General features: G+C 46.6%; 23 protein-coding genes and 3 pseudogenes. 1 reads left to right on the top strand and 25 read right to left on the bottom strand.

From position 1 onward, the window contains the following. Positions 1–3 precede the first annotated feature (3 nt). The 10 genes and pseudogenes from DWZ40_RS14335 to DWZ40_RS14290 form a co-directional block, all read right to left on the bottom strand. Positions 4–2,076, bottom strand: a complete 2,073-nt coding sequence (locus DWZ40_RS14335; protein WP_118543666.1) for a DNA topoisomerase 3 — start codon at positions 2,074–2,076, stop codon at positions 4–6. Then, on the bottom strand, positions 2,077–3,507 hold the full coding sequence (locus DWZ40_RS14330; protein WP_347560096.1) for a DUF4366 domain-containing protein: 1,431 nt from the start codon (positions 3,505–3,507) through the stop codon (positions 2,077–2,079). Then, positions 3,461–3,763: a DUF4315 family protein gene (locus DWZ40_RS14325; protein WP_023922642.1), complete on the bottom strand. Its 303-nt coding sequence runs from the start codon at positions 3,761–3,763 to the stop codon at positions 3,461–3,463. The genes DWZ40_RS14330 and DWZ40_RS14325 overlap by 47 nt, the downstream gene beginning before the upstream one ends. Positions 3,764–3,803: 40 nt before the next feature. After that, a complete protein-coding gene (locus tag DWZ40_RS14320; protein WP_347560100.1) occupies positions 3,804–6,575 on the bottom strand; it encodes a peptidoglycan DD-metalloendopeptidase family protein in 2,772 nt (923 codons plus the stop codon). Between the two features lie 48 nt (positions 6,576–6,623). Next, positions 6,624–6,734: a DUF3789 domain-containing protein gene (locus tag DWZ40_RS14315; protein ID WP_118342920.1), complete on the bottom strand. Its 111-nt coding sequence runs from the start codon at positions 6,732–6,734 to the stop codon at positions 6,624–6,626. 18 nt (positions 6,735–6,752) lie between these two features. After that, positions 6,753–9,209: a VirB4-like conjugal transfer ATPase, CD1110 family gene (locus DWZ40_RS14310; protein ID WP_027090295.1), complete on the bottom strand. Its 2,457-nt coding sequence runs from the start codon at positions 9,207–9,209 to the stop codon at positions 6,753–6,755. Then, entirely contained in the window at positions 9,091–9,555 is a 465-nt protein-coding gene (locus tag DWZ40_RS14305; protein WP_012744297.1) for a PrgI family protein, read from the bottom strand. Before DWZ40_RS14305 ends, DWZ40_RS14310 begins: the two co-directional genes overlap by 119 nt. Positions 9,556–9,578: 23 nt before the next feature. Continuing rightward, positions 9,579–10,448, bottom strand: coding sequence for a VirB6/TrbL-like conjugal transfer protein, CD1112 family (locus DWZ40_RS14300; RefSeq protein ID WP_027090294.1), 870 nt, complete (start codon positions 10,446–10,448; stop codon positions 9,579–9,581). Positions 10,449–10,460: 12 nt separating this feature from the next. Then, positions 10,461–10,553, bottom strand: a pseudogene (locus DWZ40_RS20465) (Maff2 family protein); the annotation flags it as partial. Positions 10,554–10,643: 90 nt separating this feature from the next. Then, entirely contained in the window at positions 10,644–12,254 is a 1,611-nt protein-coding gene (locus tag DWZ40_RS14290) for a recombinase family protein (protein WP_002569232.1), read from the bottom strand. 212 nt (positions 12,255–12,466) lie between these two features. Between DWZ40_RS14290 and DWZ40_RS14285 the strand changes: the two genes are divergently transcribed. Then, positions 12,467–13,087, top strand: coding sequence for an alpha/beta fold hydrolase (locus tag DWZ40_RS14285; protein ID WP_024738896.1), 621 nt, complete (start codon positions 12,467–12,469; stop codon positions 13,085–13,087). A gap of 50 nt (positions 13,088–13,137) precedes the next feature. On the opposite strand, the gene DWZ40_RS14280 is transcribed toward DWZ40_RS14285, so the two are convergent. The 15 genes and pseudogenes from DWZ40_RS14280 to DWZ40_RS14195 form a co-directional block, all read right to left on the bottom strand. Then, complete coding sequence (locus DWZ40_RS14280) at positions 13,138–13,326, bottom strand: transposon-encoded TnpW family protein (protein ID WP_024738895.1); 189 nt, start codon at positions 13,324–13,326, stop codon at positions 13,138–13,140. A gap of 12 nt (positions 13,327–13,338) precedes the next feature. After that, on the bottom strand, positions 13,339–14,178 hold the full coding sequence (locus DWZ40_RS14275) for an ATP-binding protein (protein WP_118543665.1): 840 nt from the start codon (positions 14,176–14,178) through the stop codon (positions 13,339–13,341). Then, entirely contained in the window at positions 14,175–14,918 is a 744-nt protein-coding gene (locus DWZ40_RS14270) for a phage replisome organizer N-terminal domain-containing protein (protein WP_024738893.1), read from the bottom strand. Before DWZ40_RS14270 ends, DWZ40_RS14275 begins: the two co-directional genes overlap by 4 nt. Further along, a complete protein-coding gene (locus tag DWZ40_RS20110) occupies positions 14,908–15,102 on the bottom strand; it encodes a hypothetical protein (RefSeq protein WP_081731938.1) in 195 nt (64 codons plus the stop codon). The genes DWZ40_RS14270 and DWZ40_RS20110 overlap by 11 nt, the downstream gene beginning before the upstream one ends. 185 nt (positions 15,103–15,287) lie before the next feature. Beyond that, the gene (locus DWZ40_RS14255; RefSeq protein WP_118300891.1) at positions 15,288–16,904 is read right to left on the bottom strand and encodes a relaxase/mobilization nuclease domain-containing protein; all 1,617 of its coding nucleotides are present in this window, start codon (positions 16,902–16,904) and stop codon (positions 15,288–15,290) included. Continuing rightward, the gene (mobC, locus tag DWZ40_RS14250; protein ID WP_118300937.1) at positions 16,876–17,274 is read right to left on the bottom strand and encodes a plasmid mobilization relaxosome protein MobC; all 399 of its coding nucleotides are present in this window, start codon (positions 17,272–17,274) and stop codon (positions 16,876–16,878) included. Before mobC ends, DWZ40_RS14255 begins: the two co-directional genes overlap by 29 nt. Positions 17,275–17,816: 542 nt before the next feature. Next, positions 17,817–18,017 (bottom strand): helix-turn-helix domain-containing protein, encoded by a 201-nt coding sequence (locus DWZ40_RS14235; protein ID WP_118300895.1) that lies wholly within the window; start codon positions 18,015–18,017, stop codon positions 17,817–17,819. Further along, complete coding sequence (locus tag DWZ40_RS14230) at positions 18,010–18,453, bottom strand: sigma-70 family RNA polymerase sigma factor (protein ID WP_007054578.1); 444 nt, start codon at positions 18,451–18,453, stop codon at positions 18,010–18,012. The genes DWZ40_RS14235 and DWZ40_RS14230 overlap by 8 nt, the downstream gene beginning before the upstream one ends. A gap of 157 nt (positions 18,454–18,610) precedes the next feature. Then, positions 18,611–19,195, bottom strand: coding sequence for a DUF2812 domain-containing protein (locus DWZ40_RS14225; protein ID WP_118300897.1), 585 nt, complete (start codon positions 19,193–19,195; stop codon positions 18,611–18,613). Next, complete coding sequence (locus DWZ40_RS14220; protein ID WP_055247170.1) at positions 19,192–19,515, bottom strand: PadR family transcriptional regulator; 324 nt, start codon at positions 19,513–19,515, stop codon at positions 19,192–19,194. The genes DWZ40_RS14225 and DWZ40_RS14220 overlap by 4 nt, the downstream gene beginning before the upstream one ends. A 189-nt stretch (positions 19,516–19,704) precedes the next feature. Next, positions 19,705–19,833, bottom strand: a pseudogene (locus tag DWZ40_RS14215) (Maff2 family protein); the annotation flags it as partial. A gap of 121 nt (positions 19,834–19,954) precedes the next feature. Continuing rightward, positions 19,955–20,767, bottom strand: a pseudogene (locus DWZ40_RS14210) (TraM recognition domain-containing protein); the annotation flags it as partial. A gap of 41 nt (positions 20,768–20,808) precedes the next feature. Further along, complete coding sequence (locus DWZ40_RS14205) at positions 20,809–20,967, bottom strand: transposon-encoded TnpW family protein (protein WP_002596227.1); 159 nt, start codon at positions 20,965–20,967, stop codon at positions 20,809–20,811. 142 nt (positions 20,968–21,109) lie between these two features. Beyond that, entirely contained in the window at positions 21,110–22,981 is a 1,872-nt protein-coding gene (locus DWZ40_RS14200) for an AAA family ATPase (RefSeq protein ID WP_118543664.1), read from the bottom strand. Then, on the bottom strand, positions 22,978–24,182 hold a 1,205-nt coding region (locus DWZ40_RS14195; RefSeq protein ID WP_118543663.1), incomplete at its 5' end, for a MobA/MobL family protein. The genes DWZ40_RS14200 and DWZ40_RS14195, both read right to left, overlap by 4 nt.

The raw sequence follows: 24,182 nt of genomic DNA, 5'->3' as shown, positions 1-24,182 counted from the left end.
TACTTATCGTTGTGGAAAAATCAGATTGAACTGTACATTTCCCTCTCCGGGATCAACCATCTCCACAGTTGCTTCGTACTGTCTCCCTGTTTTTCTTGATACCAGATCCTTATAATGGATTTTTCCTTTAGACAGGAACTTCTTTGCTGCCGTCTTATCCATCTTTTTTCCCTGACTCGCAAGGAATTTATCATTCTTCCATAAGGTAAAAGTACAGTTCCGGTCAGAACAGTAAAAGTTTACTTTCCCTTCCTGGACATCTGCTCCACATCGGGGACATTTGCCAATGACTTCTCCTTTTGCCTTTCCCTGAAACTGATTTTTCTTTTCTTCTGAAATTCCCTGATACCTGGCAACCAGTTCCTGCATCAGTTCTGTAATCCTATTTAGGAATTCATCTGCTGTCTCTGTATTCTGGGCAATGTGATTCAATGCCATTTCCCACTCTGCGGTCATCTTCGGAGATTTAATCTCATCTGGCAGAACTGTAATCAATACATTACCATCATCTGTCGGCACCAGATTTTTCTTTTCCCTTTTCACAAAACCAGACTGAATCAGTTTTTCAATGATTGCTGCCCTTGTTGCCGGAGTACCAAGTCCTTTCTTTTCTGTATCTTCGGTCAGTTCTTCATTCCCTGCACGTTCCATCGCAGAAAGCAGGGTATCTTCTGTGTACTGTTTCGGTGGCTGTGTGAAATGCTCCGATACCAAAGAATCACAGGGACCATAATGCTTGCCTGCCCAGATATCCAGCTCCGGCTCTTCTTTCTCAATCTTTACGCCAAAGAACTGTTTCAATTTATTTTCGATCGCCTTGAATCCTTCCTGCTTTGTTTTCTTTGCTGTGAGATAAAACGTATGATAATTGCAGGTGATCTGGCATTTATGGCTTTCATAAATATAAGGATCTGCAGTTGCTGTCAGAACCCTGGCACTGATCAGATACAAAATCTTGCGGTTTCGTTCTTTCAGTTCACCAATATCTGCTTTGGCTACTTCCATGGTTGGGATAATCGCATGGTGATCGGATACTTTCTTTGAATTTAATACCTTACTCACGTCTGGGTGATATTCCAGACCTTCAGCATAAGGCATTTTCCCAAGTAACATCTGAATCAGTGTTTCAGTGCTTTCTCCCATCTCATCTGTCAGATACTGGCTGTCTGTTCTCGGATAAGTGACCAGCTTCTGCTCATACATCTCCTGCACGGCATCCAATGTCTGCTGTGCGGTATAACCAAACATTCTGTTTGCTTCCCTCTGCAGAGTGGTCAAATCATAGAGCTTCGGAGGACGGACCGTTTTTTCTTTCACATCATCCTTTTCCACTTCGCACATACGCTCCATACAGTCCGCAGCCACTCTATCTGCATCTTCTTTTTTCTGAAAATGCTCTGTGACCGCATCCATCTCGTCAAACTTGATATGAGCCATATAATATTTTTCTTTGGTAAATTCCTTGATCTTCTGATTTCGATCCACGATCATGGCAAGTGTTGGTGTCTGTACTCTTCCAACTTTCAGATTCTGGTTATACAGAACGGAAAAAAGACGGCTCGCATTGATTCCCACCAGCCAGTCTGCCTTTGCCCTGCAAAGTGCTGACTGATAGAGACTGTCATAACACGAACCGTCTTTTAATGACGCAAATCCATCTTTAATTGCCTGTTCCTCCATGGAAGAGATCCAGAGCCGCTTCATCGGCTTTTTGCATCCTGCCTGCTCATACACCAGACGGAAGATTAGTTCTCCTTCCCGCCCGGCATCTGTAGCACAGATTACTTCATCTACTTTGGAATCTCGCATCAGTTTTTTCAAGATTCCAAACTGCTTTTTCGTGCCTTCCAATACCCTGTGTTTCCAACATTCCGGCACAATCGGCAGATCTTCATATCTCCATTTTTTATATTTTTCATCGTATTCTGATGCATCACATAATCCAACCAGATGTCCTACGCACCAGGAAACGAGATAACCGTTTCCTTCCACGTAGCCATCTTTTCTTGTTCTGGCTCCAATCACGGAAGCCAGTGCCATCGCAACCGATGGCTTTTCTGCAATCACTAATTTCATTTACTCCTGCTCCTCTTCTTCATCTTCCAGCACAGCATCATCAAAATCCTTGTCTCTCAGGATTTCTGGTTCTATACTTTCTTCCTGCTCATCTGCATCGTCTACTTCCCGCTTTTCAGATTCTGAATCTTCGGATTCATCTTCATCCTCTTCCATCTCATCCTCGTCATCATATTCATGCTTTGGTTTATAGACTTTGAAGTAATATCCTCCTGCCGCAGCTCCTACTGCAACCAGTGCAATCAGAAGATACGTTCCAAATGGACTTTTATCTTCTGGCATCTGGATTTCATCCTCTACCTTATCTTTCTCAGCTGTCTCAGTTGTTTCCGGCTTTTCTTCTTCAGCCTGTTTCTCTGGTTCTGCATAAACAGTATCTACTTCCGGAAGTGTCACGGAATCAGAAAGTGTGAAGTTCATCAGATCTTTCTCGCTGACTTCTGTAAGGAAATACACATTATCCTGAGATTTTGAATTGTCGATGATCAGATAAAAAATCTTACCACTCTTAGTTGAAATGGTATAAAACTCTTTTGTGCCTTCCGTAGCTGTTTTAGTAACAGAATCTGCTGTCTCGCCTTCTTTATTAAGCTGTTCCTCAATACCTGTCACTGTCCGATCATCCACAGTTCCTTTTGCATCTGTTGGCTCAGAAGCTTGTGCATCCTGCGGAAGCGGAGAAGTCGTTGTTTTTTCAGTTCCCGTTGCATCTGCACTGGTCGTAGTTGCCATTGCACCATTGCTGTCACTGGAGGTTTTCTGTTTCTCTGCCTGCTTCTTTGCCCATTCATAATAAGGATTCTGCAACACATACTTTTCAGAAGTATTTCCGGCACCGTCTGTTACCGTAATCTCAATCTGTTTTGTAGTAAAATCTTTCTGTGTCAGTTGCACTCTTAGCATTCCATCCTTCAGATCTGTATAAGTGGTGCCATTAACTGTTACTGCAGTAATCCCGGATACTGTATCATTCCCCTGAATCGTCAGCACACCATCTGTCAGGGAAGCAGAGAGTGTCGGCTTTTCCGTGTCATAACACTTAATAGAACGATTCTGCTCATACACCTTTCCATCACCATCTGTCACACGCACATACACTGTCTGATTTCCTGTGATCGTGATACTTCCGCTTCCAGTTACATCCTGCCAGCTTCCATCTTTTCCTGCTTTTGCTTCAATCTTTGCTATTGAGAAACCTTCCGGCATATGGCTGGCATCTACCGTAACAGCAATGGTTGTTTCTCCCTGTTTCCATCCATCCGGTTTCTCAATCGTGATTGCAGGCGTGGTATTCTCAGCTGCATAAGCAGTCTGTGTCTGGAGCAAAGGTGTTGTCAGGCAAAGAAATGTCGTTGCTGCAAGCAGACTCTTTTTTACCCTGCTTTTAGTATTTGTTCTCTTCTTCTGTTTCATTTTTTCCAGATTCATCATCGGCTTTTATTTCCTCCTTCTGTATTTCTACCCTGCCGGGCAACTCATTTTTCATTTTCTTTTTAAAAGCTTCCAATTCCGGAATACTCATATCCATTGCACGGATAATTCTTACAATTTCCAGATTTTCTGCTTCTGTTTTTGCAATCTCCGCAGCCTTGAACCGCTTTAAATCTGCTTCATATCTGGCTTTAGATGCTTCCATTTTTTCCTTGGCTTTCTCATAATCTGCCGTTGCTTTTTCAAGACTTTTCATCTCTTCTCCTTTCCGGGCGGCTGTTATACCGCCCTTTTCCTTACCATCGCCCGAATCCATAGAAATGCCTCTGCCAGTATGGAGAGTTGATGGACGTGTACTGAACCGGATGCCCACAATGGATCATCTGACCATTGCCCACATAGATTCCAATATGCGTTACTGGTTCTCCTGCATCGTAGGTTCCGGTAAAGAAGATCAGATCTCCTGGCTGTGCTTCTGACTGGGATACTGGCGTACAAATGTTGTACAGTCCCTGTGCAGTCAGCCTTCCCGTATTTCTTACCCCGGAATGAACCAGACAGTAGCTGACAAATCCGGAACAATCGAATCCACTTGGGGAATATCCGCCCCACACATACGGTGTTCCAAGATATTTTGCAGCCTCTTCCAGTAAACGTTGCGCTGCTTCACTGGTATATTCATTACCACCAAAGCCTGTCCCTTCTCCTGTTTCCAGATAAAAGATCGGGTTTAACCGCTCTCCATTTTTCAAAAGTTCAATGTGAAGATGGCTTCCTGTAGAATTTCCGGTATTTCCTACAAGACCGATCTCATCACCTTTCGTGACGGATGCACCTGCAGATACACTCCGGCTGCTTAAATGTGCATACCGCAGTTCATAGCCTTTACTGTCCTTGATTACAACATAATTGCCATAGCTGTCGTTATAAGCAGAAGTTGTAACCGTTCCGGTCAGCCCTGCCATTACTTTTGTCCCTTCCGGTGCTCCGATATCCATACCATTGTGTAACTGATTTGCTCCTGATATTGGATGAATCCGATATCCATAATAGCTGGTCACACTGGAATACCAGTTAAAATCAACCGGTGTTGCAAACATCTGCAGGTTGCCTTTGGTATCGTTGTAGGCACTGAACAGTTCTTTCTGGAAAAATCCCAACCTGTCCTGACAGATTGACATCAGGTTTCCACTGGTCAATGTTACATTCAGCGTGTCCACATCTCTGATTCTGGTCACTTCGACTTCATTGCTTCCGTTATCATCTGCAAGATAACATTCCCAGGTCTGATGTCCATGTGCAGATGCTGCCGCATGACTGTCATAATAGACATCAAATTGTACACCGTATCTTGCGAAAGCTCCGGTATCTTCTACGGTATATTCGACACCATTCATAACTACCTTTGTTCCCATTGGAACAAACGGATTGGAAGCATCTACCGCTAAGGTATGATTGGCAGTTGGATATGCTCCACTGGCAGTCGGTCCTCCGCTCCAAATACCACAACAGATTGGACAGTTACAATATCCACTGGTCACAACCTGTCCCAAAGATTCTCCAACTCTTACTGTTGCTGTCTCCGTTACAGTCTCATTGACTGCTTCAGTAGTTAAATGATATTGCTCTGCAAACAAGGCGTCCAGCTCCGGCTTGACCTGTTCAAAAGTAAATTCTTCATACTTTGCAGACAGATAACTAATCAGGATAAACGGATCATGCTCAATAGGTCCGATGTTATATCGGTATTCCTCATGTCCTGGTTCTTCAGATTCCATATTGTTGATCCGCTCCTGCAGATTAGCTTCCAGCTGTGTGTAATACAGTTCCGCTTCCCGGATTGCCTGATCCGATGACAGATAACTGGTTCCGGTGTAAGTGATCACATTTTGTAAAAACACTGCAGAGCATGACGTGACATTCGTTATGATCAGAAACATCAATCCGATCAGAACTGCTACACTGATATACACCTTCCGGTTTTCTTTAAAAAAGTTGGTGACTTTGCCGCCAATCTTCTTGATATAATCAATCGTACCTTTTGTAGCTGTTCCTACTGTCTGTTCACTTCGCTTCGCTTTGGCATAATCCCGTTTGATCTGTTGCTTCTGAATCTGTTTTTTCAGTTTCTTCTGTTCCTGACGGGCTGCCGCCTGTGTCTGTTTCTCTTCCTGTCTTTCAAGTCTGCTTCTTTTTCTGAATGCCCTCTGTTTCCTGCGTCTGGCACTTCTCTGTTCCAGCCGGTAAACACCTTCGCCGCTTTCTTCTAACTTATGGGCACCTTCTACCGCCGCATTATCGTCTTCATTTTTGCTGATCTCACGGTGCAATGCTGCGGAAGCTGCACTTCCTGCTTTCTTGACAACAGAAGTTTTTTCTGTTTTCACAGATTCCCCTTCGCCAAACTTCAAGCGGGATTTCTTCTTTCCAGGAGCTTCTCCATCATTTGCCTGATAGACCTGTGCCTTCTTGGAATGCTGCTTTGCTTCCTTCTTCTTTTTTGCTTCCTCATAAGAAAACTTTTTGGCTTTTTCCTTCTGTTTCTGATGTCGGAAATTGACTCCATCCGTATCCATCTGGTTCAATTTCTCCATATCTTTATCATTTTTCACAGAAGCACCAGTTTCCTCATAAGCAAACTTCAAACGCTGTTTTTGTTTTGGCTTTTTGCTACCACCGGTCTGATTTCTCCGGCTGTCTCCTCTGTTTTCTGATAGATCCGCACGTTTTTCTTTCAGTCTCCCTGACTGTCCGGCTTCGGATTTTTCTGCAAGTCTGGATTCTTTTCCGACTTCAGCACGGATTCTTTTTCTATTTTGCTGTTTTCTACTCTGTCCAAGATCCTCACTTTGCTTCTCTGCCCGTATCAGTTCCGGTGCATCTCTGGATTTTTGCACAGAGGGACGAATATTTTTCCCACTCCGTTCAGACTGGCGGGAAGACTTATCCACAAGGCTTACTTCTTTTTCCCCCTGTTTTCCTCCCATCTGCACATCACTGGCACGGTTACTGACACGAACAGAAGATTTATCCGTCAGGTTTTCTTCCACCAGACCATCCTTGGTCATTTTCTGGACTTTCTTATCCCTGACTTTCATTCTCTGTTCTGCCACTGATTACTCCTCCTTCTTCGGATACCCTTTCCCTGCCTGTAATAAACAGAGAATAGCGATGCCAAATACAGCACCGCCACAAAATGTCAATCCATATGAAATTACCTGTAACATTGTTTTACTCCTCCTGTATTACCCTGCTTCGGCTGTTTCCTCCGGGCGGGTTGTCATAATCTTATAAAGGGAATTCTTCGGGAATCTGTCTACAAACGGAATAATCACATTTCCATAGAACAGAAGTCCTTCACCCTCATTACTGTTGGTTACATAAGACAGCTGGGTTGGTGAAATATTCAACTGTTTAGCCAGAATCTGCCTGTCACCGGATGCCTGGTTGAGCATATAGATAAAATCAGAGTTTTCAAAAATATTCTCGATTTCCCTGGAAGCTAAAAGATCCTTAATGTTCTGGGTAATTCCTGTCGGAATACCGCCCCATTTACGGAATCGCTTCCAGATTTCCACGCTGTAGGCTGCTGTCTGTTCTTCTTTTAAGAGAAGATGGAATTCATCCACATAGTAACGGGTGGATTTATGAGCGGAACGGTTGATCGTCACTCGGTTCCATACCTGGTCCTGCACAATCAGCATCCCGATCTTCTTCAGCTGTTTTCCAAGCTCCTTGATATCAAAACATACGATACGGTTGTTGATGTCCACATTTGTGCGATGATTAAATACATTTAGGGAACCTGTAACGTAAATCTCCAATGAAGTTGCCAGACGCTGTGCTTCCGGCTCTTCCTGTTTCCGCAACAGATTATATAAATCCTCCAGTATCGGCATCTTCTCTGGCACCGGATCAGCGAGATATTCCTGATAGACCAGCCGCACACAACGGTCAATGATCGTCTTTTCTACCGGTTCCAGTCCATTCTTTCCACCGACAATCAGTTCACACAGGGACAGAATAAAATCTGCCTTTAAGGACAGCGGATTATCTTCCTCTGAATAATTCAGGTTCAGATCCATCGGATTGATATACTGGTCTGATACCGGTGAAATCCGGATGACCTGTCCGTGCAGTGCCTGCACCAGTGGATAATACTCGGCTTCTGGATCACAAATAATAATATCGTCCTCCGTAATCAGGAAACAGTTCGTAATTTCTCTTTTTGCTGAGAAGGATTTACCGGAACCAGGTGTACCAAGAATCAGTCCATTCGGGTTCTTCAGACGCTTCCGGTCAACCATAATCATGTTGTTGGATAATGCATTCAATCCATAATAAAGAGCTTCCCCTTCCTGGAACAGTTCCTGTGTCGTAAATGGCACAAAGATCGCTGTTGCCGATGTGGTAAGCCCTCTCTGAATCTCAATTCGATTGACTCCCAGTGGAATACAGGACATCAATGCTGCTTCCTGCTGATAGTCCAGCTGTTTTAAGGAACAGTTGTATTTTTGTGCGATACCCTGTACCTGGAAGATATTGTTATCCAGCTTCTGACGCTTCTTTGCGGTATTCATCACCAACACTGTCACAAGAAACATACGCTCATTTCTGGACTGTAAATCTTCCAGCAGATTCTTTGCTTCTTCCCCGTAGGTCACAAGATCCGATGGAAGCACATCCATGTCATACCCGGAACGTACCGCCCGCTTCTGCTCTTCAATCTTCATCTTATCCAAATCTGAAATCTTGCTCTTGATCATCTTGATCGCAGAACTCTGGTCAATGGACTGGATATGAATATTGACATTGATGCTGTCATCCACATCCAGGAAATCTGCAAGCATCCGGTCTGTAAGCTCCGGTGCCAGGATCTGCAGATAACTCACGCTTCCCATGGTCTTTCCCATCAGAAATGTCTGATTCTTGGAAAAGTTAAAGGAAGTTGGTGCAATAAAGTCTTTGGTCTTTAATCCTGTTTCCGGCAGCATCTTGTACTGGAACTTAAATGGTTCAATCCGATCCTGGTTGAACACATGATACAGAATCTCCAGTCGCTCCAGACCATTTAAGGAATGTGCCTGTGCTCCCAGAACTTTAAAGTTGTTCAGGATATCGGCTTCAATCCTTTCAAGCCTTGGTCTTGCCACCTTCAGGCTTTCTGCTTCGATTCCAAAAGTGATATACTTGGTTTTCACCAGACCATTGTTTCCCTTGGAAAGCTGATTTTTTAACATGGTCCGGTACTCCTCACGAATGGCATTGAAGTCATCGTTCTGATCCGGAATATCAATACTTTTCTCAAATTCAGCCACATCCACCTGCTGATTGATAAAGGACAGCTGCACACTGATGGAAGAATCAAAGTAATTTAAAAAATCACAGTAATTCTCAAATATCGTGGTCTTATCCTCATTTAAAGCCAGCTGATAATTGATGTCATAAAACTGAATTGTCTTAGAGAAAAAGGTCTTTGTCACCTGGCAGATACCATCCTGCAGCATCCGAATATACGGAATACTCTGCTGTGCAGTTGTAGGAATGTTTTTCTGTTTCCTACGATCCCGTTCCTGCTTCTTCCTACGCTTTTCCTGTTCTCTTTCTTTTCTGCTTTTTTTGTTTCTTCTTTCCTGACGGTTTCTTTTTTCCGCCAGGGACAGACGCTCCTGCTGAGCCTCCTGCTTTGTCTTTTTTGCCATCCGGCACACCCTCCTTTTTTACAAGGGTGGAAATCTCCTGATAAAAATTTTCTGTCTTATATGGTCTTACCGCTGGACATATAAACTTCTGTCGAATGATATTTGCCACCACTTTTTCAAAGGGAAGCCCGTCTTTTTCATACATCGCCATGAAGAAAAACGGAAGCATGATCGTTACCATCAGAATGGCAGCGATACTGGAACCGATTGGTTTTCTCATGAACAGATAAAACGGAATTCCCACAACTGCGGCAAGTGAAAAGAAAATCAACTGCCGCTTTGTCAGATTTAACGCTACTTTTGTTTTGACCTTGGTAAGGTCTTTTGGTACTGGTACATACGCCATGGTATGCGCTCCTTTCCTGCCCGTTAGTGGGCATTGAATATTGATTTGCTAAGGCTTCCGGTCTTGAATAATGAAAATGCAAGAATCACGGTATAAGCCGCTACTGAAAACATTGCTGCATGAAGGTCACTGGATATGGTCATTGCATTTACTAAAACTGCATAAATTCCCACACAGACCATCATGAAGAATCCCTGAAATGCCAGTGCGAACAAGCCTTTTAAATAGTTGTTTCCGATATTGCCCCATTCCTTATTCGTCATAGTGGCAAACGGAATTGGTGCTATGGAAGTATAAAGGTAAATTTCTATCATCCTGCCGTACAAGATTACCGTAATGATAATTGACAGAATGTGCATGGTAACACTGATCAACATCGTTTCCATGGATAGCAGGAACAAATCCCCCAGTTCCATATCTTCCAGTGCATCCACAATCCTTGTGATTGCTTCCGATGCGTCCACTGCTGTGTTTCCGGAAATTACTCCGGCGGCATTGTTGACCACATGCTGGCCAACGTCAAAGACCGCCATCGTGATATTGAACGTATTTGTCACCAGATAAATAGCTACATACGCTTTGAAGATCCAGAGGAAAATATTGTAAGTCTCAAATTCATGGAAATTGTTTTTCTGTGTTACCATCGTGATCAATTCATAGCACAGGACAAAGGTGATGATCAGTCCCGCAATGGGGACAATCACTGTTTGGGATAAATTCTGAATCAGATTAAAAATCCCTGCATTCCATCCCTGCGGTGTCTGTCCCACCTGCCCGGCTATGGTTCCCACCTGCTCATTGACAGACGTGAACATGTTATCCAAACTTGACTTGATAAGCCCGATCAGGATATCCTTTATCGCTTCCGTAATTCTCTCAATGATGGTGTTCATCTACTACTCCTCTTAAGAGAACAATGTTGCCAGCTGTGGAATCAGGGTAGTTCCCAGCAGCATGATTCCGGCACCAGCCATCAGCTGTTTGATGCCCTGGCTCTTTATTGATGTGCGATAAAGAAGTAATAGAAGTGTAAAAAATTTTGCCGTTCCTATCCGGCACTTAGCTCTTGTGTCGGATAGGTCGGGCGGTTATTCGGGCAAGTCCACCTTGCCAACAAAAGAATAATAAATCTCAATGTCCTGTCTGCGGGTCTTGTTCTCGTCATAGCTGCACTCATGCACAACGATTTTCTCTACAAACTCCCGCAGCAGAGTAGGGGTAAGTTCTTCAAAGCTGGTATGCCGCCGGACAACATTCATAAACTTTTCTGCGTTCACGGTGGCTTCCTGTGCTTTGGAAAGCTCCGCTTGAATAGCAGCGGCTCTTTCTTTCAGCTCCCGTTGCTCTGCTTCATAGTCTGCCGACAGCTCTGTGAAACGCTCGTCTGATATGCGCCCGGTCACGCTGTCCTCATACAGCCGCTTGAAGATAGCGGATAACTCGGCTATGCGTTTCTCGGAGGCTTCCAGTTCCTTTTTCTTGGCGGCGTTCCTGCGTTTGCCCCCGTCCTCGTTCTGCTCAATCAAGAGTTTCATAAACCGGGCTTCATGCTTTGCCGCATAGCTGGTCACTTTCCGCAGATTGGAGAGTACACCAGCGGTCAAGAGGTCGGTGCGGATAAAGTGCGCCGTACAGTCATGGGTGCGTTTCTTGTAGTTGCCGCAGATATAACAGTCCTGCTTGCGCTTGTCCGTCTGGTATCGCTGCTGATACATCACGCTGCCGCAGTCCGCACAGAACAGTATGCCGGAGAACAAACCCACTTCATCATAGCGGTTTGGGCGTTTGCGCTGTTTGCGAAGCTCCTGCACCCGTTCCCATGTTTGGGTGTCTATGATAGGCTCGTGGTGGTTCTCGAAAATCACTTGCTTTTCCGGGGGATTTTCTACACTGTGCTTGACTTTGTAAGAAAGTTTTTCTGTCTTGAAATTTACCAGACAGCCTGTGTATTCCCGGTTTTCAAGGATATGCACTACGGTATTGGTCGCCCACTTGCACTCATAGCCGGGGTGGTAGCGGCGGGTGCTGCCCGTCCTGCGGTATTCAAGCGTTCCCGGCGTGGGGATTTGCTGCTCTGTGAGCATACGGGCTATCTTGGTCGGACCATTCCCGGCAAGACAGAGGTTGTATATCTGCTTGACTACGGGTGCAGCTTCCTCGTCAATAATGAAATTTTCATCCTCGTCCATGAGGTAGCCATACACAGGCTTGCTTGTGATGGGCTTGCCATTCATGCCTTTTGAGCGTTTTACTGCTTTGATTTTCTTGCTCGTATCTCTCACCAGCCATTCGTTAAAGATATTCCGCAGCGGGGCAAAGTCATTGTCGCCCTGTGCGCTGTCCACTCCGTCATTGATAGCGATGAAGCGGACACCTTTCTGTGGGAAAATCATTTCCGTGTACATTCCCACTTGCAGGTAGTTTCGCCCTAACCTCGACATATCCTTTACGATAACTGTCCCGACTTTTCCGGCTTCAATGTCCGCAAGCATGGCTTGAAAACCGGGTCTTTGAAAGTTCGCACCAGAATAACCGTCGTCCGTGTACCAGCGCAGATTGGAAAAGCCGTTCTGCTTTGCATAGGTTTCAAGGATACGCTTCTGATTGGAAATGGAATTGCTTTCGCCTTGCAGCTCGTCCTCATGGGATAGTCTTGGGTAAAGGGCGGTAATTGGTTGTTGGTTGGTCTGTCTTAACATAAAATCCTCCGTTTCCGACAGCCAGCCCCACTATTCCGTACCTTGATTGTACCACATGGGGCGGCTGTCTGTATAGCGGCTTCTGCTTCTTTACCGCCCGGTAAAATGACGATTTTTTACTGTGCGGCTTCTCGCTGCAAAAAAGATAGAAAAGTTCATAACTCTGTGATATACTTTACCGTAAATACACATCAGACATTGCAGGAGAGAAAATGAAAACTATATTACTTCATGGATTAGGGCAAACATCATCAAGCTGGAAAAATACGATTAACACTATGGGGAAAAGTGCGGACATTTTATGCCCGAACCTTTTTGATTGGTTTGAAGATAAAGAGGTCTGCTATCAAGTTTTATATCTTGCTTTCTCCGAATACTGTAAGCAATTTTCAGAACCGGTCAATATCTGTGGGCTATCTTTAGGCGGTATTCTCGCATTGCAATATGGGATTGAAAATCCAGATAAAATAAACTCTTTGGCGTTGGTTGCGACACAATATACAATGCCGAAAAAACTCTTGCAATTTCAAAATATGCTCTTTCGGTTTATGCCTAAAAGAACATTTGAAAGCATGGGACTTGGTAAAACGGATTTTATCAATCTGTCAAAATCCATGATAAACTTGGATTTCCAAAAAGAATTGAAGTGTATCAATAGCCCTGTAATGGTTATCTGCGGGGAGAAAGATGCAGCAAATAAACAGGCTTCTTTACAGCTTCAATCGCAGTTACCACAAGCCGAATTATTAGTGATTAAAAATTCTGGACATGAAGTAAACATAGACGCTCCCGAAGATTTGGGGAAAGCACTCTCCGCATTTTTCAACCTATAATTTCTCCGCCAGCGGTCACGCCAAAAGCGTGACCGCTTTTCAGTATCATGTTAAATCACCGTTTTTTGTGTAGCAGTTTCCGCTTCCAGCACTTTCATCATCTTGTCGGCTGCGGTGGCTGTGGTATCTTTCTTGAAAAAGCCGGACACAACAAGCACGGTGTTACCCATGCGGATCTCCGTCACGCAGTCCGGGCGGCGGTCGGTGCGGTCATTGTTATTCTGTTTGTTTTCTGTCATAGGCAACTCCTTTCACTTCAACAGTTCTTTTAGTCCATTGAGCTTGGCTTGTGCCGTTTCCTTTCGGAAGTTCTTGCCTGTAAAGAGGATAGGCAGACACATTTCAAGCACTCGGTCATAGATACGGGCGTGGGCGGTGTCCTGTGGATTCTGCAGTTCCGTAAGGCTTAGATTGGTGGTGACAATCAGCGGCTTTCGGCTGCGGTATCGGCTGTCAATTACATTGTAGACCTGTTCCAAACCGTACTCTGTGCCACGCTCCATACCAAAATCATCAAGTATCAGCAGAGGGAAACGGCAAAGACGCTCGATATATTCGTTTCGCCCCTCAAAGCTGGCAGTTAAATCATTCAGTATCGCAGAAAAGTTTGTCATGCGGACGGAGATTTCCTGTTCCATAAGGGCATTGGCAATGCACCCGGCAAAATAGCTTTTTCCTGTGCCTACCTTGCCCCACAAGAGCAGACCATAGTTGTTTTCTCTCATCTGCTCCCAATGCTCCACATATAAATGTGCCTTGCTCATCTGCGGGCATTTGCCGTTGTCATGTGCAAAAGTCCATTCCTGCATGGTGAGGTCGGTAAAGCCCCGGCGTTTCAGTTCCATAACGGTGTTAAGGTGTCGTCTGCGTTCCTCGGCGGATTCACATTCCAAACGCTTCTCCCGTTGGCAGTCACATTCTGTCGGGTGCTTGTCATGCCCCAACCATGCGGCGGTTTCTTTGGGAAAGTAGGCTTCTTTCGCCGTGCGGCATTTGCTGCAGTAAAGCAGACCGTCCTCGCCCGTGTAGTCCTCCGGCTCTGCGGTAGTAGTCATCATATTCAAAACGGTATCGGTAAAAAGTTCAGTCATAAACTCTCGCCCTCCTTAAAGGTGTAATCGGGTATGCCTTTTTTCGGCGGTTTCTTGGCTTCGTCCTCCTGCGCCCACTTGTATATCGTGGCTGCATGACTGCGGTATTTCGTTCCTTTGGACGCTATATGAGTAGATAAGCGGTCAATATAATACTCCCATTTGTCGGGCAGTTCCGCTTTCAGCTCGTCCAGTTCCGTATCGGAAAGAAAAACATTGTTGTATCTGCCATAGCTGCGGGCGGGGGCTTGTCCCGTTTCTAACTCTCTCTCTTTTTCTATCTCTATATCTATCTCTTTCTTTATCTCTATCTCTGGCGGACGAATGTCGGACAAATGTCCGCCGTTTGTCCGGGGTGGTGGCAAAGCCTTGTTTGCAAGCCTTGCCGCCCGTTTTCGTTCCGCTTCGGTAGAGGATTGCCCTATCATCAGTTCAATATCGGTCATGTAGAGCAAGCCGCCGTGTAGCTGCTCCACAAGCCCCAACTGCTGAAAAATCCCTAACGCCCGTTCCACCGTGCCTACCTGCTGACGGGTAAGAGTGGCGATCATCTGTGCTGTGTAAGGGATATTCTCGTCAAGCTGCAACTTGCCGCCGTTTTTCAGCGATTTTAAGTACAGCTTCAAGAGAATGTTGGAATAGAGAATACCGTCCGGCATACTCTCCAACAGCACGATAGCGTCATCATCAAAATAGCTTTCTTTCAGTTTGAGGTAGTAATATTTGCGGTTATCTGCCATAGGCGGTGTCCTCCTTTGGTTTCCAACGCTTGGAGTAATACCGGTGGCAGAGGATAATCACGGCTCGGAAACTCTGCTTGCAATCGTGGGTGCAACCCCGGCAAAGGTCGTTATAGGTAATTCGGTTTCGGTGGTTGAGGAAAAAGCTCCATTCAATCCGCCGTTTGTTGCTCATGCGTGGCATTGGTACGCTCCTTTCTGCCGTTTCCGTGGGTATCACGGATAGGGCGGGAAAACTGTATCTTCTCGGTATCATTTTCGGGGATTTTTTGCCCTGTACGCCCTGTTTTGAGGTCGGGGAGTATTGCGGATAGGGGTAAGGGTATATCCCTGTTTTTGTTTGGTTTCGGTATCATTTCGGGGCGGTTTTTAACGCTCCTGTTCATGCTTTTTCTGTCTGCTCGGTTCGCCGTGGTGCATTTGGGAAAGATTGCTTTTCATGGTCTGCAACTCCCGGACACGCTCTTTATTTGCCCGGTACTCGTTGTAAAGGGCGTTCTTCTCGGCGGTAAGCTGCTCGATTTCAGCCTGCAACGATTTATAGGTGGGCAGCTTGATAATGTCTTTTTGCCGAAAATATCTTACGGCTGCGTCTGCTATGATAAAGTCGCTTTCATGCTTTTCACGGTAGGCTTTGCGTGCCTTATCGGTTTTCTGCTTTTTCAAGCCGTCACGCACATCTCTTGTCTTGGCATAGGCAAGCACCTGTTTCTGCAAGTCCTTTTTCTCACGGATAGCCGTTTCAATGGGCTTCAGCTTGGCGGTGCTGCTGTGTAAATCCGCATTGGCAGACACAAGGGCTGCGTCCAGTTCATCCGGGGTAAAGCCGTATTGCTCCATAGCGGCAACGGTAGCCGCCATCTGTTTGAGATTGTGGACAGCCGCCCAACGGTCATAGCCGATACCTTTTCCCTCGGCTCGCTTCGCCGCACGGTCAACCATTCTCTGAATGTTGCCTGTCGGGGCGATTTTCTGCGTTTTTCCTCGCTCTGTGCGGTTTGTTTCAGCGGTATGGTATTCGGGTATGGGTACGGTCTTTTCGGCGGCTCTGTGGGCGTTCTGCTCCAAAAGAGTAAGAACGGCAGCGCGGTCAAAATCATCTCCCAGCTTGCGGGCGGTAATGGGCTTTGTCCTGTCCGGCGTGAGGTAGGATAGCCGCCCTCGGCTCTCCTTGACAGTCACGCCCTGTTGCAAGAGAACGGCGGCGAACTCGCCATAGCTTGCGGCAGAGGACAGCGCGGTGCGTATGGCCTGCCGCAATTTTTCCTTGTCTGTTTCAAACTTCGTGGGCTTGGCTGGCTGCTCCTCGGCTGGCAAGGCGGCAGCTTCCTTGTCCAGCTTTGCCTGCCCTTTCCGCTGCGCCCAATACTCACGCTCGGTAATGCGGTTTTTGCTGCCATGCAAAAGGTCGATTTGATAGAGATTTTCCCGGTGGCACATCTCCATGACCTCGGCTTTGAAGTATTCCATAGCAGCGTCCGTACAGCGGTGCTTGCACCCGGCACGGGTATCTGCCGGTCTGTCCATGTAGGGCAGTAAGGGTACTTCCTCGATACGCAGAGAATTGATAACAATGTGAACATGGATATTGCCGCTGTGGTTGTGTCCGTCCGGGTGGGTACAGACAATGGCTTGGTGTCCTGGGAAATGCTCGGCACAAAATTCCTCGCCCAATGCTTGCGCCCGGTCTACGGTCAAGCCGTTGTCCGCTGCGTCCCGTGGGTCAAAGGAAATGATATAGTGGTGGCTTTTCACATCTTCCCGTTTTTGGTTCTTGCCGTATCGGAGATTTGCCCGCATACAGGCAACGGCAAAATCTTCCTCGCCGCAGTTCAGCGTGGCTATTCGGTAATCCTCCCGGAGAATGAGCCGCCCGGCTTCGTCAAGGGTGGGCTTCATGGTAAACTCGTCATGCTCAAAGGTTAGATACTGCTCGGCTGCACCGTAGTCCGCATTTTTAGAGCTGATATGCTTGAATGTTGCCAACAGCGTCACCTACCTTTCGCAAGACTTCAAACTTCAAGGCGGCAAGGTCGGAAATGGCGGCTCGCACTTCAACGGACAGCGTATTGTAGGGCGTTCCGTATTCGTTGAGGGCACGGGCGATCTGATTAAGGTTGCCGCCGATTTTTCCGTATTCGGCTATCAACTTTCCAACAGCGGACAGCAGTTCATCATTGACCGGGGAAACGGTAACAATGGGGCGAATGGTCGCCCTTGTAATGGCTTGTCGGATAAACTCGGCTTGGCTCATGTCATAATTCTTTAGCCGTTCTGTGAAGTCGGCATATTCTTCTTCGGTCATGCGTGTCTTGACTACATGGCTTCGGTGGGGCGTATTGTATCGCTTTCCTATGGGTATCAACTCCTTTCACTTACCGCCGTTTTGTGGGCGATTTTTTAAGTATTTTTTGGTGGGATTTTCAAGCGGCACAAGCCGCATAGCAGGGTTTGGGGAAGGCACTCCCCAACAAGATTCCCGCAGGGGCAAAATGAGCGATAAGCGAATTTTGGCACCTCGGTAGAATCTTGCTCTAAGAAACTGCCGGACTGCCGTTCACTTGCTACTGCCACTTTTTCGGGAAATCTATAACCAGCTTTTTTATAAAAGGCTGCGGGCGGCGTTCTCCCCTTACTCCCTACAACACCGCAAAAAGCAAAAATGACGGACTTTCCGGCAAGAACTTTTCCTGCGGCGTGGTCTTTCCCGACAATAAGGCGTTTTGGAAACTGTGTTTTGCTCGCCGTCTGAAAAAAACGGCAATCTTTTTTGGCTTCACTGTCTAATACGGAACATTTGGAAATTTGCCAAAAATGGGCGCAAAAAAAGCAGCAAATCTTTTTCGGATTTACTGCTTCATGTGCCGCTGCGGGGCGGCGGGATATTCAGTTTTTATGTTATCGGTCAAGCCGAAACTTGAACAGGCTTTCAATCAGCTTTGTTCTGATGTAGTCCTCCATATCAGAGTTATAATAACCGTTCATGTTGGAGAAGTAGCGGATATATCCAGCGTATCGGTCAAGGACGGCTTGTATCGCTATGGGGTCGCCCTCATGTGCCTTTATGATAGTGTCATAGGGGAGAAGTCGGTTACTCATGGGACAACACCTCCATTTCCTCTTTCAGCCGCTTCAAGGCAAGCTGAATATGCCGCCCGATTGTGCTGCGTGTCCAGCCGCTTTGTTCTCCGATTTCTTTCTGTGTCAAGTGCTGGAAGTAATATAAAAAGATTTCCTCTTGTGTCTGTTCCGGCAGCCCGGCAAGAGCCGCCGCAAGGGAACAGCTATCTAAAAATATCGTCTGCCCCCGGACAGAAAACAGATAAGTTTCGCCATAGTCCGGCACTTGAAAATACTCGTCTGTGGTGCTTAGTGGGACAAACTTTTCTTCGGTCAAATATTCAAGAGAGATTTCCCGTCTCCACCTCGCCGCCAGCATACGGGCAGCGTCAAAGGACGCATGGCGAATAACAATCCGGCAATAGGTATCATGGGTATAGCGGATATGTTCTTGATAGGCTTCCTGTTCGGTCATGGAAAATCCCCCTTTCTTCAATTATGGGAAAGGGCGGCAGCATTTTCTGCTGTCGCCCCTTGATTACCCACCGGCAAGGACAGGCGGGGCTGTCAACGGTGGGTGCAGCCCATTTACTTGCCGTTGACTGGCTCGGCTGGATTTGCTATTTATATTATCATTCTTGTGTTTTTGCTTCTTGTCTGTTGTGCATGATTTGTATTTGATATATAAGAACGGGAATCAGAGAAATCAAAGCAAGCACACCAAAAACAATCGAATGATTTATAACTGCAAATATTGCAAACATAAGCAGTATCAACAACCATGGATTACGCAGATTTCTGTAATAGTTTTCCTTGTCCTCATAGGAAGTATGAAGTTCAAACGGCTTTCCATCATTCTCTTTTTCTACAATCAACAATTCACGGTTGAAGGTTGTAGTGTTGGTCGCAATGCGTCCGCCTTTTTCAGCCCATGGACGCCAACGCACCTTACCGACAGAATAGTTAAGATTGATATTTTTGAAAAATACCTTATAGCCCATATCTTCCAAAAAGAGGGAATAGTCTTTTGCATTCTCTTTCGATTTTTCTCCGATAAATTCTACACAGTATTTTACTTCATTAGGTTTACATTCTTCAAACTCATATAACATTTTCCCCGCTCGAATAAGACGATAGCCCTTCTCCGACATTTTATTCAGCCAATTCGCCTGTGCATTCAACAGACCACCAAAAAAATGATAACATTTTTTTCTCATACTGTACCTCCAATAATTCCACTTGCAACCTCTACAAGTTCATTAAGCCTTACAAGTTCTTTTTTCGCAACTTCTTTTCCCAGTGAGGTAATGATGTATTCTTTTTTTCTACCTTCACAATCTCCGCAAGGCTTAATCCATTTCTTTTCCTGCAAAGAGTTTAGCGCACCATACAAAGTGCCTGCTCCCAATGAAAGCCGCCCACCTGTTTTTTCTTCGATAAATTGCATGACAGCATATCCATGTTTTGGAGCATAGAGAGAAAGTAAAATGTAAAATGTCACTTCTGTAAGCGCACCACCTTTCATATTATCACGCATTGTTTATCCTCCTTGTTACGGTTACTGTAATAAATATATCACTAACCGTAATAGAAGTCAACAGCGTTCAAAGAAATTTGGAAATATGAAAATGAAGCAGCAACATCTTGGTGTTACTGCTCCATTCTTATACGGTATAGCGGTAGCCTTGGCTGCCTTTGTCTTGGTTTAGCTTCTTTACCGCACATGAGCATTAGCGCCGGGATTGTCATTCCCATATCCTTCCAGAAGGTTTACGACACCCCACACGCCAAGACCTGCACCGATTGCGACTACAAGAGTTTTTAAAGTTGTAATTGCACTGCTAAAAAACGCCATATACATTCACCAAAACTGACTTTTTTCAGGTGTTTACGGGAATGAAAAAACACCGACTAAAAAGCCGGCGCACCTAATGTCAGTTATTCCTTTCCTCATTATTTTTCGTTCATTCCCAAGGTTACTCCGACAGTTCTACATGAATTACTTCCACCTCTTCTTCAGATTTCGGTGTGTACTGCGGATTTAACTCTTTCTCAACTTTGTATCGGTTCTTCTCGTTTTCATCTGCAAGAAGCCGATAGTTTTTGTGTTTCGTGATATCATATTTGTCCGAGAAAAATGGTCTGGCACCACGGATCTGCAGGATACATTTTCCTCCATCCATGAATGCAATCTCATCTTCTGTCATCAGCTGTTTGCCTGTTTTCTGGTAATTCAATCCAAAAGACTTCTGATTACTCCTCGTCTCCGAAGTGTTATACAGGTCAATGGTTTCCTTACCCAGAAGCTCACTCATTTCCTTTAATGTGGTCTTCTCTTTCCCACCAAGGAATAAAGTCGTATCACAGTTGCCCAGAATGGTATCTGCACTATCCTTATACATTGCCTTTAACTGACTCTGTGACTGCAAAATAATAGAAGCAGAGATTTCCCTGCTTCGGATAGTTGCGATCAGCTTGTCAAACTGAGGAATTTGTCCGATGTTGGCAAACTCATCAGCGATGACACGCACATGCACCGGAAGTCTTCCACCATATTCATCATCTGCCTTATCGCAAAGCAGATTGAAAAGCTGTGACTGCAACATCGCAATCACAAAGTTGAATGTGGTATCCGTATCGGACATAATCAGAAACAAGGCTGTTTTCCTGTCTCCGATCTTATCCAGCTCCATTTCATCGTAAGACATGATCTCACGAAGCTCTGCGATATCAAATGGGGCAAGTCTGGCACCACAGGAAATCAAAATCGACTTCGCCGTTTTGCCAGAGACGAAAAGTCAAGGACTTTTTCATCAAATTCAAAAAGAAGTCACATTTTGCGGACTTCCTCACGGAGCATACGCTTGATTTTGTCCTCCATCGTCTCCTTGGCGGTCTCGCTGAAATGGACACGGACGATATAGGTGGTCTTGCCAATCTGCTTTCTGACAGTCGGGCAAGTGGCGGTGTTGGTTGCGGTATTGTTCATTCAAAATCCTCCTGTAAATGAAAAATGCCCGGTGACTGTTCATCATCGGGCGGTGTCAGTATGAGGGAACAAGGCAAGGCGGCAACATTAAGGTATCTATAAAAACCTTGCCGTCTTTGCCACGCTTGCCGTGTTCCTGTTGTCAGTCTCGGAGATAGCAGACCCATGCCGTGCCGTCTTTCTCGGTCACAAGTCTGTCCCCGATACGGCTCTTTGCCGTTCTCATGGTGCGTGAGGAAATCCCACGCTCATTGACCGTCTTTTCCAGCTCTGCGCTCGGCATACGCTTTCCGTCTGCAAGCAGTTCCAGAATGAGCATTTGCGCCTGTGCGGTCTTGCTTTCGGTCTTGGCGGTGTCTGTCCCGGCAAGAAGTTCGTCAGCGGTAATGTCATAAGCCCCTATCCACTCAAAGCCTTTCTCGTCTCCCAGAGAAAAGGCAAGGGACTGTCCGGGCGGCGCAAGGGAACTTTTCTCATGGATAAGCACCCTCGTTGTGGGGCTGTCCTTCAGCTTGCCGATAAAAAGCAGACTGCGGACTGCCGCCGTAATGTCGATAGACCCCAATCCCCGGTAGGTGCTTTGCGTTCCTGCGGCTTTGTTCAGGTGTCCGATCAGCACGATAGCGCACCCGGTAGCCTGTGCAATGTCTCCCAGACTGCGGAATATCGGGCGCACCTCGTTTGCCCTGTTCATGTCCACATCTACGCCCAGAAACGCCTGTACCGGGTCAATGATAACAAGCCTTGCGTTGTTCTCCCGGATTGCCCTTGCTATGCGCTCATCGGCAAGGGTCAGCGGTGTGTCCCTATCGTCAATGACAAGCACTCTTTCAAGGTCTGCTTCCGCTTCCATCAGTCGGGGCTTGACGGTATCGCCCAGACCGTCCTCTGCGGTCTGGTAGATGATGTTGAAAGGCTCAAGGGTCTCCATACCGGGTAAAGGCTTTCGGTTGGTGCAAGCCGCCGCAAGACGCATGGCAAAGTAGGTCTTGCCCTCGCCGGGGTTGCCCTGTATGATGGTCAGCTTTCCAAAGGGAATATACGGAAACCATAACCAATCCACGCTCGTCAGCTCCACATCTGCCATACGGAGCATGGGGACAGGCTGGGCAGTGGGCAGCTCTCGCAGCGTGATTGTTTTCGCTATAAATTTGCGGCTCGGAATGTCCCCTTGCTGACGGAGAACATCGTTCCAGTCTTTCCTTGCCGGGACAAGGCGAATGACGGCGATCTCGCTGGGAATGGACTGTGCCAGTCGGGTACAGGCTTCGCTTCCTGCGGTGTCGCTGTCAAGGCAGAGGAATACTTTTCGGGTGTCCTTGCGTTCAGAAAGAAAACGGTCAAGGGCTTTGCCCGAAACGCCGCCCAGGGCAAGATAATTTCTTGTCTGCCAATCCTGCGGATAAAGGCAGATAAAGGACAAAAGGTCAATCGGCGCTTCAAAAACAAAAAGCTGGTTGCCGTTTCCCTCATAGCGGAACGGATAGGACTTGTCAGACCCGGTAATATCCTGTCTGAATGGGTCTGCCGTTCCTCGCACATGGGCGTATCTCGGCGTACCGCTTCGGTCTCTGCCAACAAAGACAACATTGTGCCGCTTTGCGTCCTCGTAAATGTCCCCGGAAAGAAGAAAAGGCTCAACAAGCGTTTTGTTGAGACCTCGGCTTTCGCAAAGATATTGAATTGCTCTGTCGGCTGTTCTGTTGTGCAAGGGCAAGTGAAACGCTGTGGGCGGTGCTGTGCTGGCTTCGCTCTGTCCCTCGCCGTTTTCGCCTGTCAACATCTGGACGGCTTCGGGAAAGGACTTGCCGTAAAACTCCATGACAAAATCAATGGGATAGCCGCCCTTGCTCTGGCTGTGGCGAAACCACTTGTTACCTCGGATAGTCAGACTGTCATGTTCTTTCCAGCGGTATTCTCGTCCGCTTTTTATCAGTGTCTCTCCCTGTGTGCGGAGAAAATCTTCCAGACTGACGGCGTTTGCCCGGTCAATCTGTGCTTGGGTGTAATTCATCGGGATAGTTCCTCCTTTTTCTGTCGTGTTTGGGGTCGATTTTGGAGCTTTTGTTCCTCTGTACGCTCGTTAAATCGGGCGGCAGTATCTACGCATGACTTGACCTTCCAAAGGCGGTGTAAATCGTCTCTGACAGCCATAAACTCGCCATAGGTGGTTTCGTGCGCCTGTTCCAGCTCGTCATACTCGTCGGACAGCTTTTTCATATCCACCTTGCCGTCTGGGAACTCCCCGGTCAGCTTTCGTCTGGCGGCGTAGAACTGTTTCAGTTCCGCTTCATGCTCTGCCTTGTACTTGGCTCTGGGCTTCTCAAACTTGATTTTCTGCAAGCCGTCATAGACAGGCTTCAAGTTCTGGAAAGCAGCGGAGCTGTCATAGAGCCGCTTAATCGCTTTCATTCGGGCGGTCTGCTCGTCCAGCGTTTTCTTCAAGCTCTCGGTGGCCGCACTGTGTTCGCTGACACGGCGTTCCAAATCCTCAAGGGAGTAAATGCCGTTTGCCCGGAGATAATTGAAAGTATCGTTCATCTCCTTTAGGTTGCTGATTTTACCTTTCTGGGAATACGCCCCGGCTTTGCGCTGGGTGTAATAGGCGTTCAGCAGAGAAACAAGGTCGGGTGCCTGCGGCTTGGCAAGCTCCGCTTTTGCTTCGGCAATCCAATCAAACAGGAGAGCGATTTTCTTCTTAATGTCCCGGATAACGGCATTGGTGGCTTTGATCCAGCGGTTGAACTCGCCTTTCTCGGTGCGTATGCCCTTCTTCTCCATTGCCCGGACGGTTGCGCCCTCATGGACGGTGGGAAGAAGCTCCACGCCCTGACGCTCATAGCTTCGGTGGTCGATACTAACGTCAAGCCCCTTTTCAGCAAACTTGGCGTTGCATAGCTCCGCCCATGTCTGCCGCCAGTATTCCAGCGTTTCGGGACTACCCCAGTCGGTAGTGGGAACGGCGTTAAACACAAAGTTTCCATCTGCGTCCCGGATACGGTTGCCGTCCTCGTCCAGCTCGTAAACTCGGTGCTGCTTACAGCCCCATTTGCCGTTCTGCTCGATGGGACGGATGGGGCAAAGCACATGAAAATGGGGATTGGGTATGCCGCCGTCCTCTCTGTCTGGCTGGTGTACAGCGAAGTCAACCACCATGCCACGGCTCACAAACTGCTCCAATAAAAATTGCCTTGCAAGAGCGATGTTTTCCTCAA

Source organism: Clostridium sp. AF32-12BH, from assembly GCF_003477935.1.
Classification (GTDB): domain Bacteria; phylum Bacillota; class Clostridia; order Lachnospirales; family Lachnospiraceae; genus Brotaphodocola.
The sequence above is the reverse complement of the archived record's forward strand: the minus strand, read 5'-3'. Positions and strand labels throughout refer to the sequence as shown.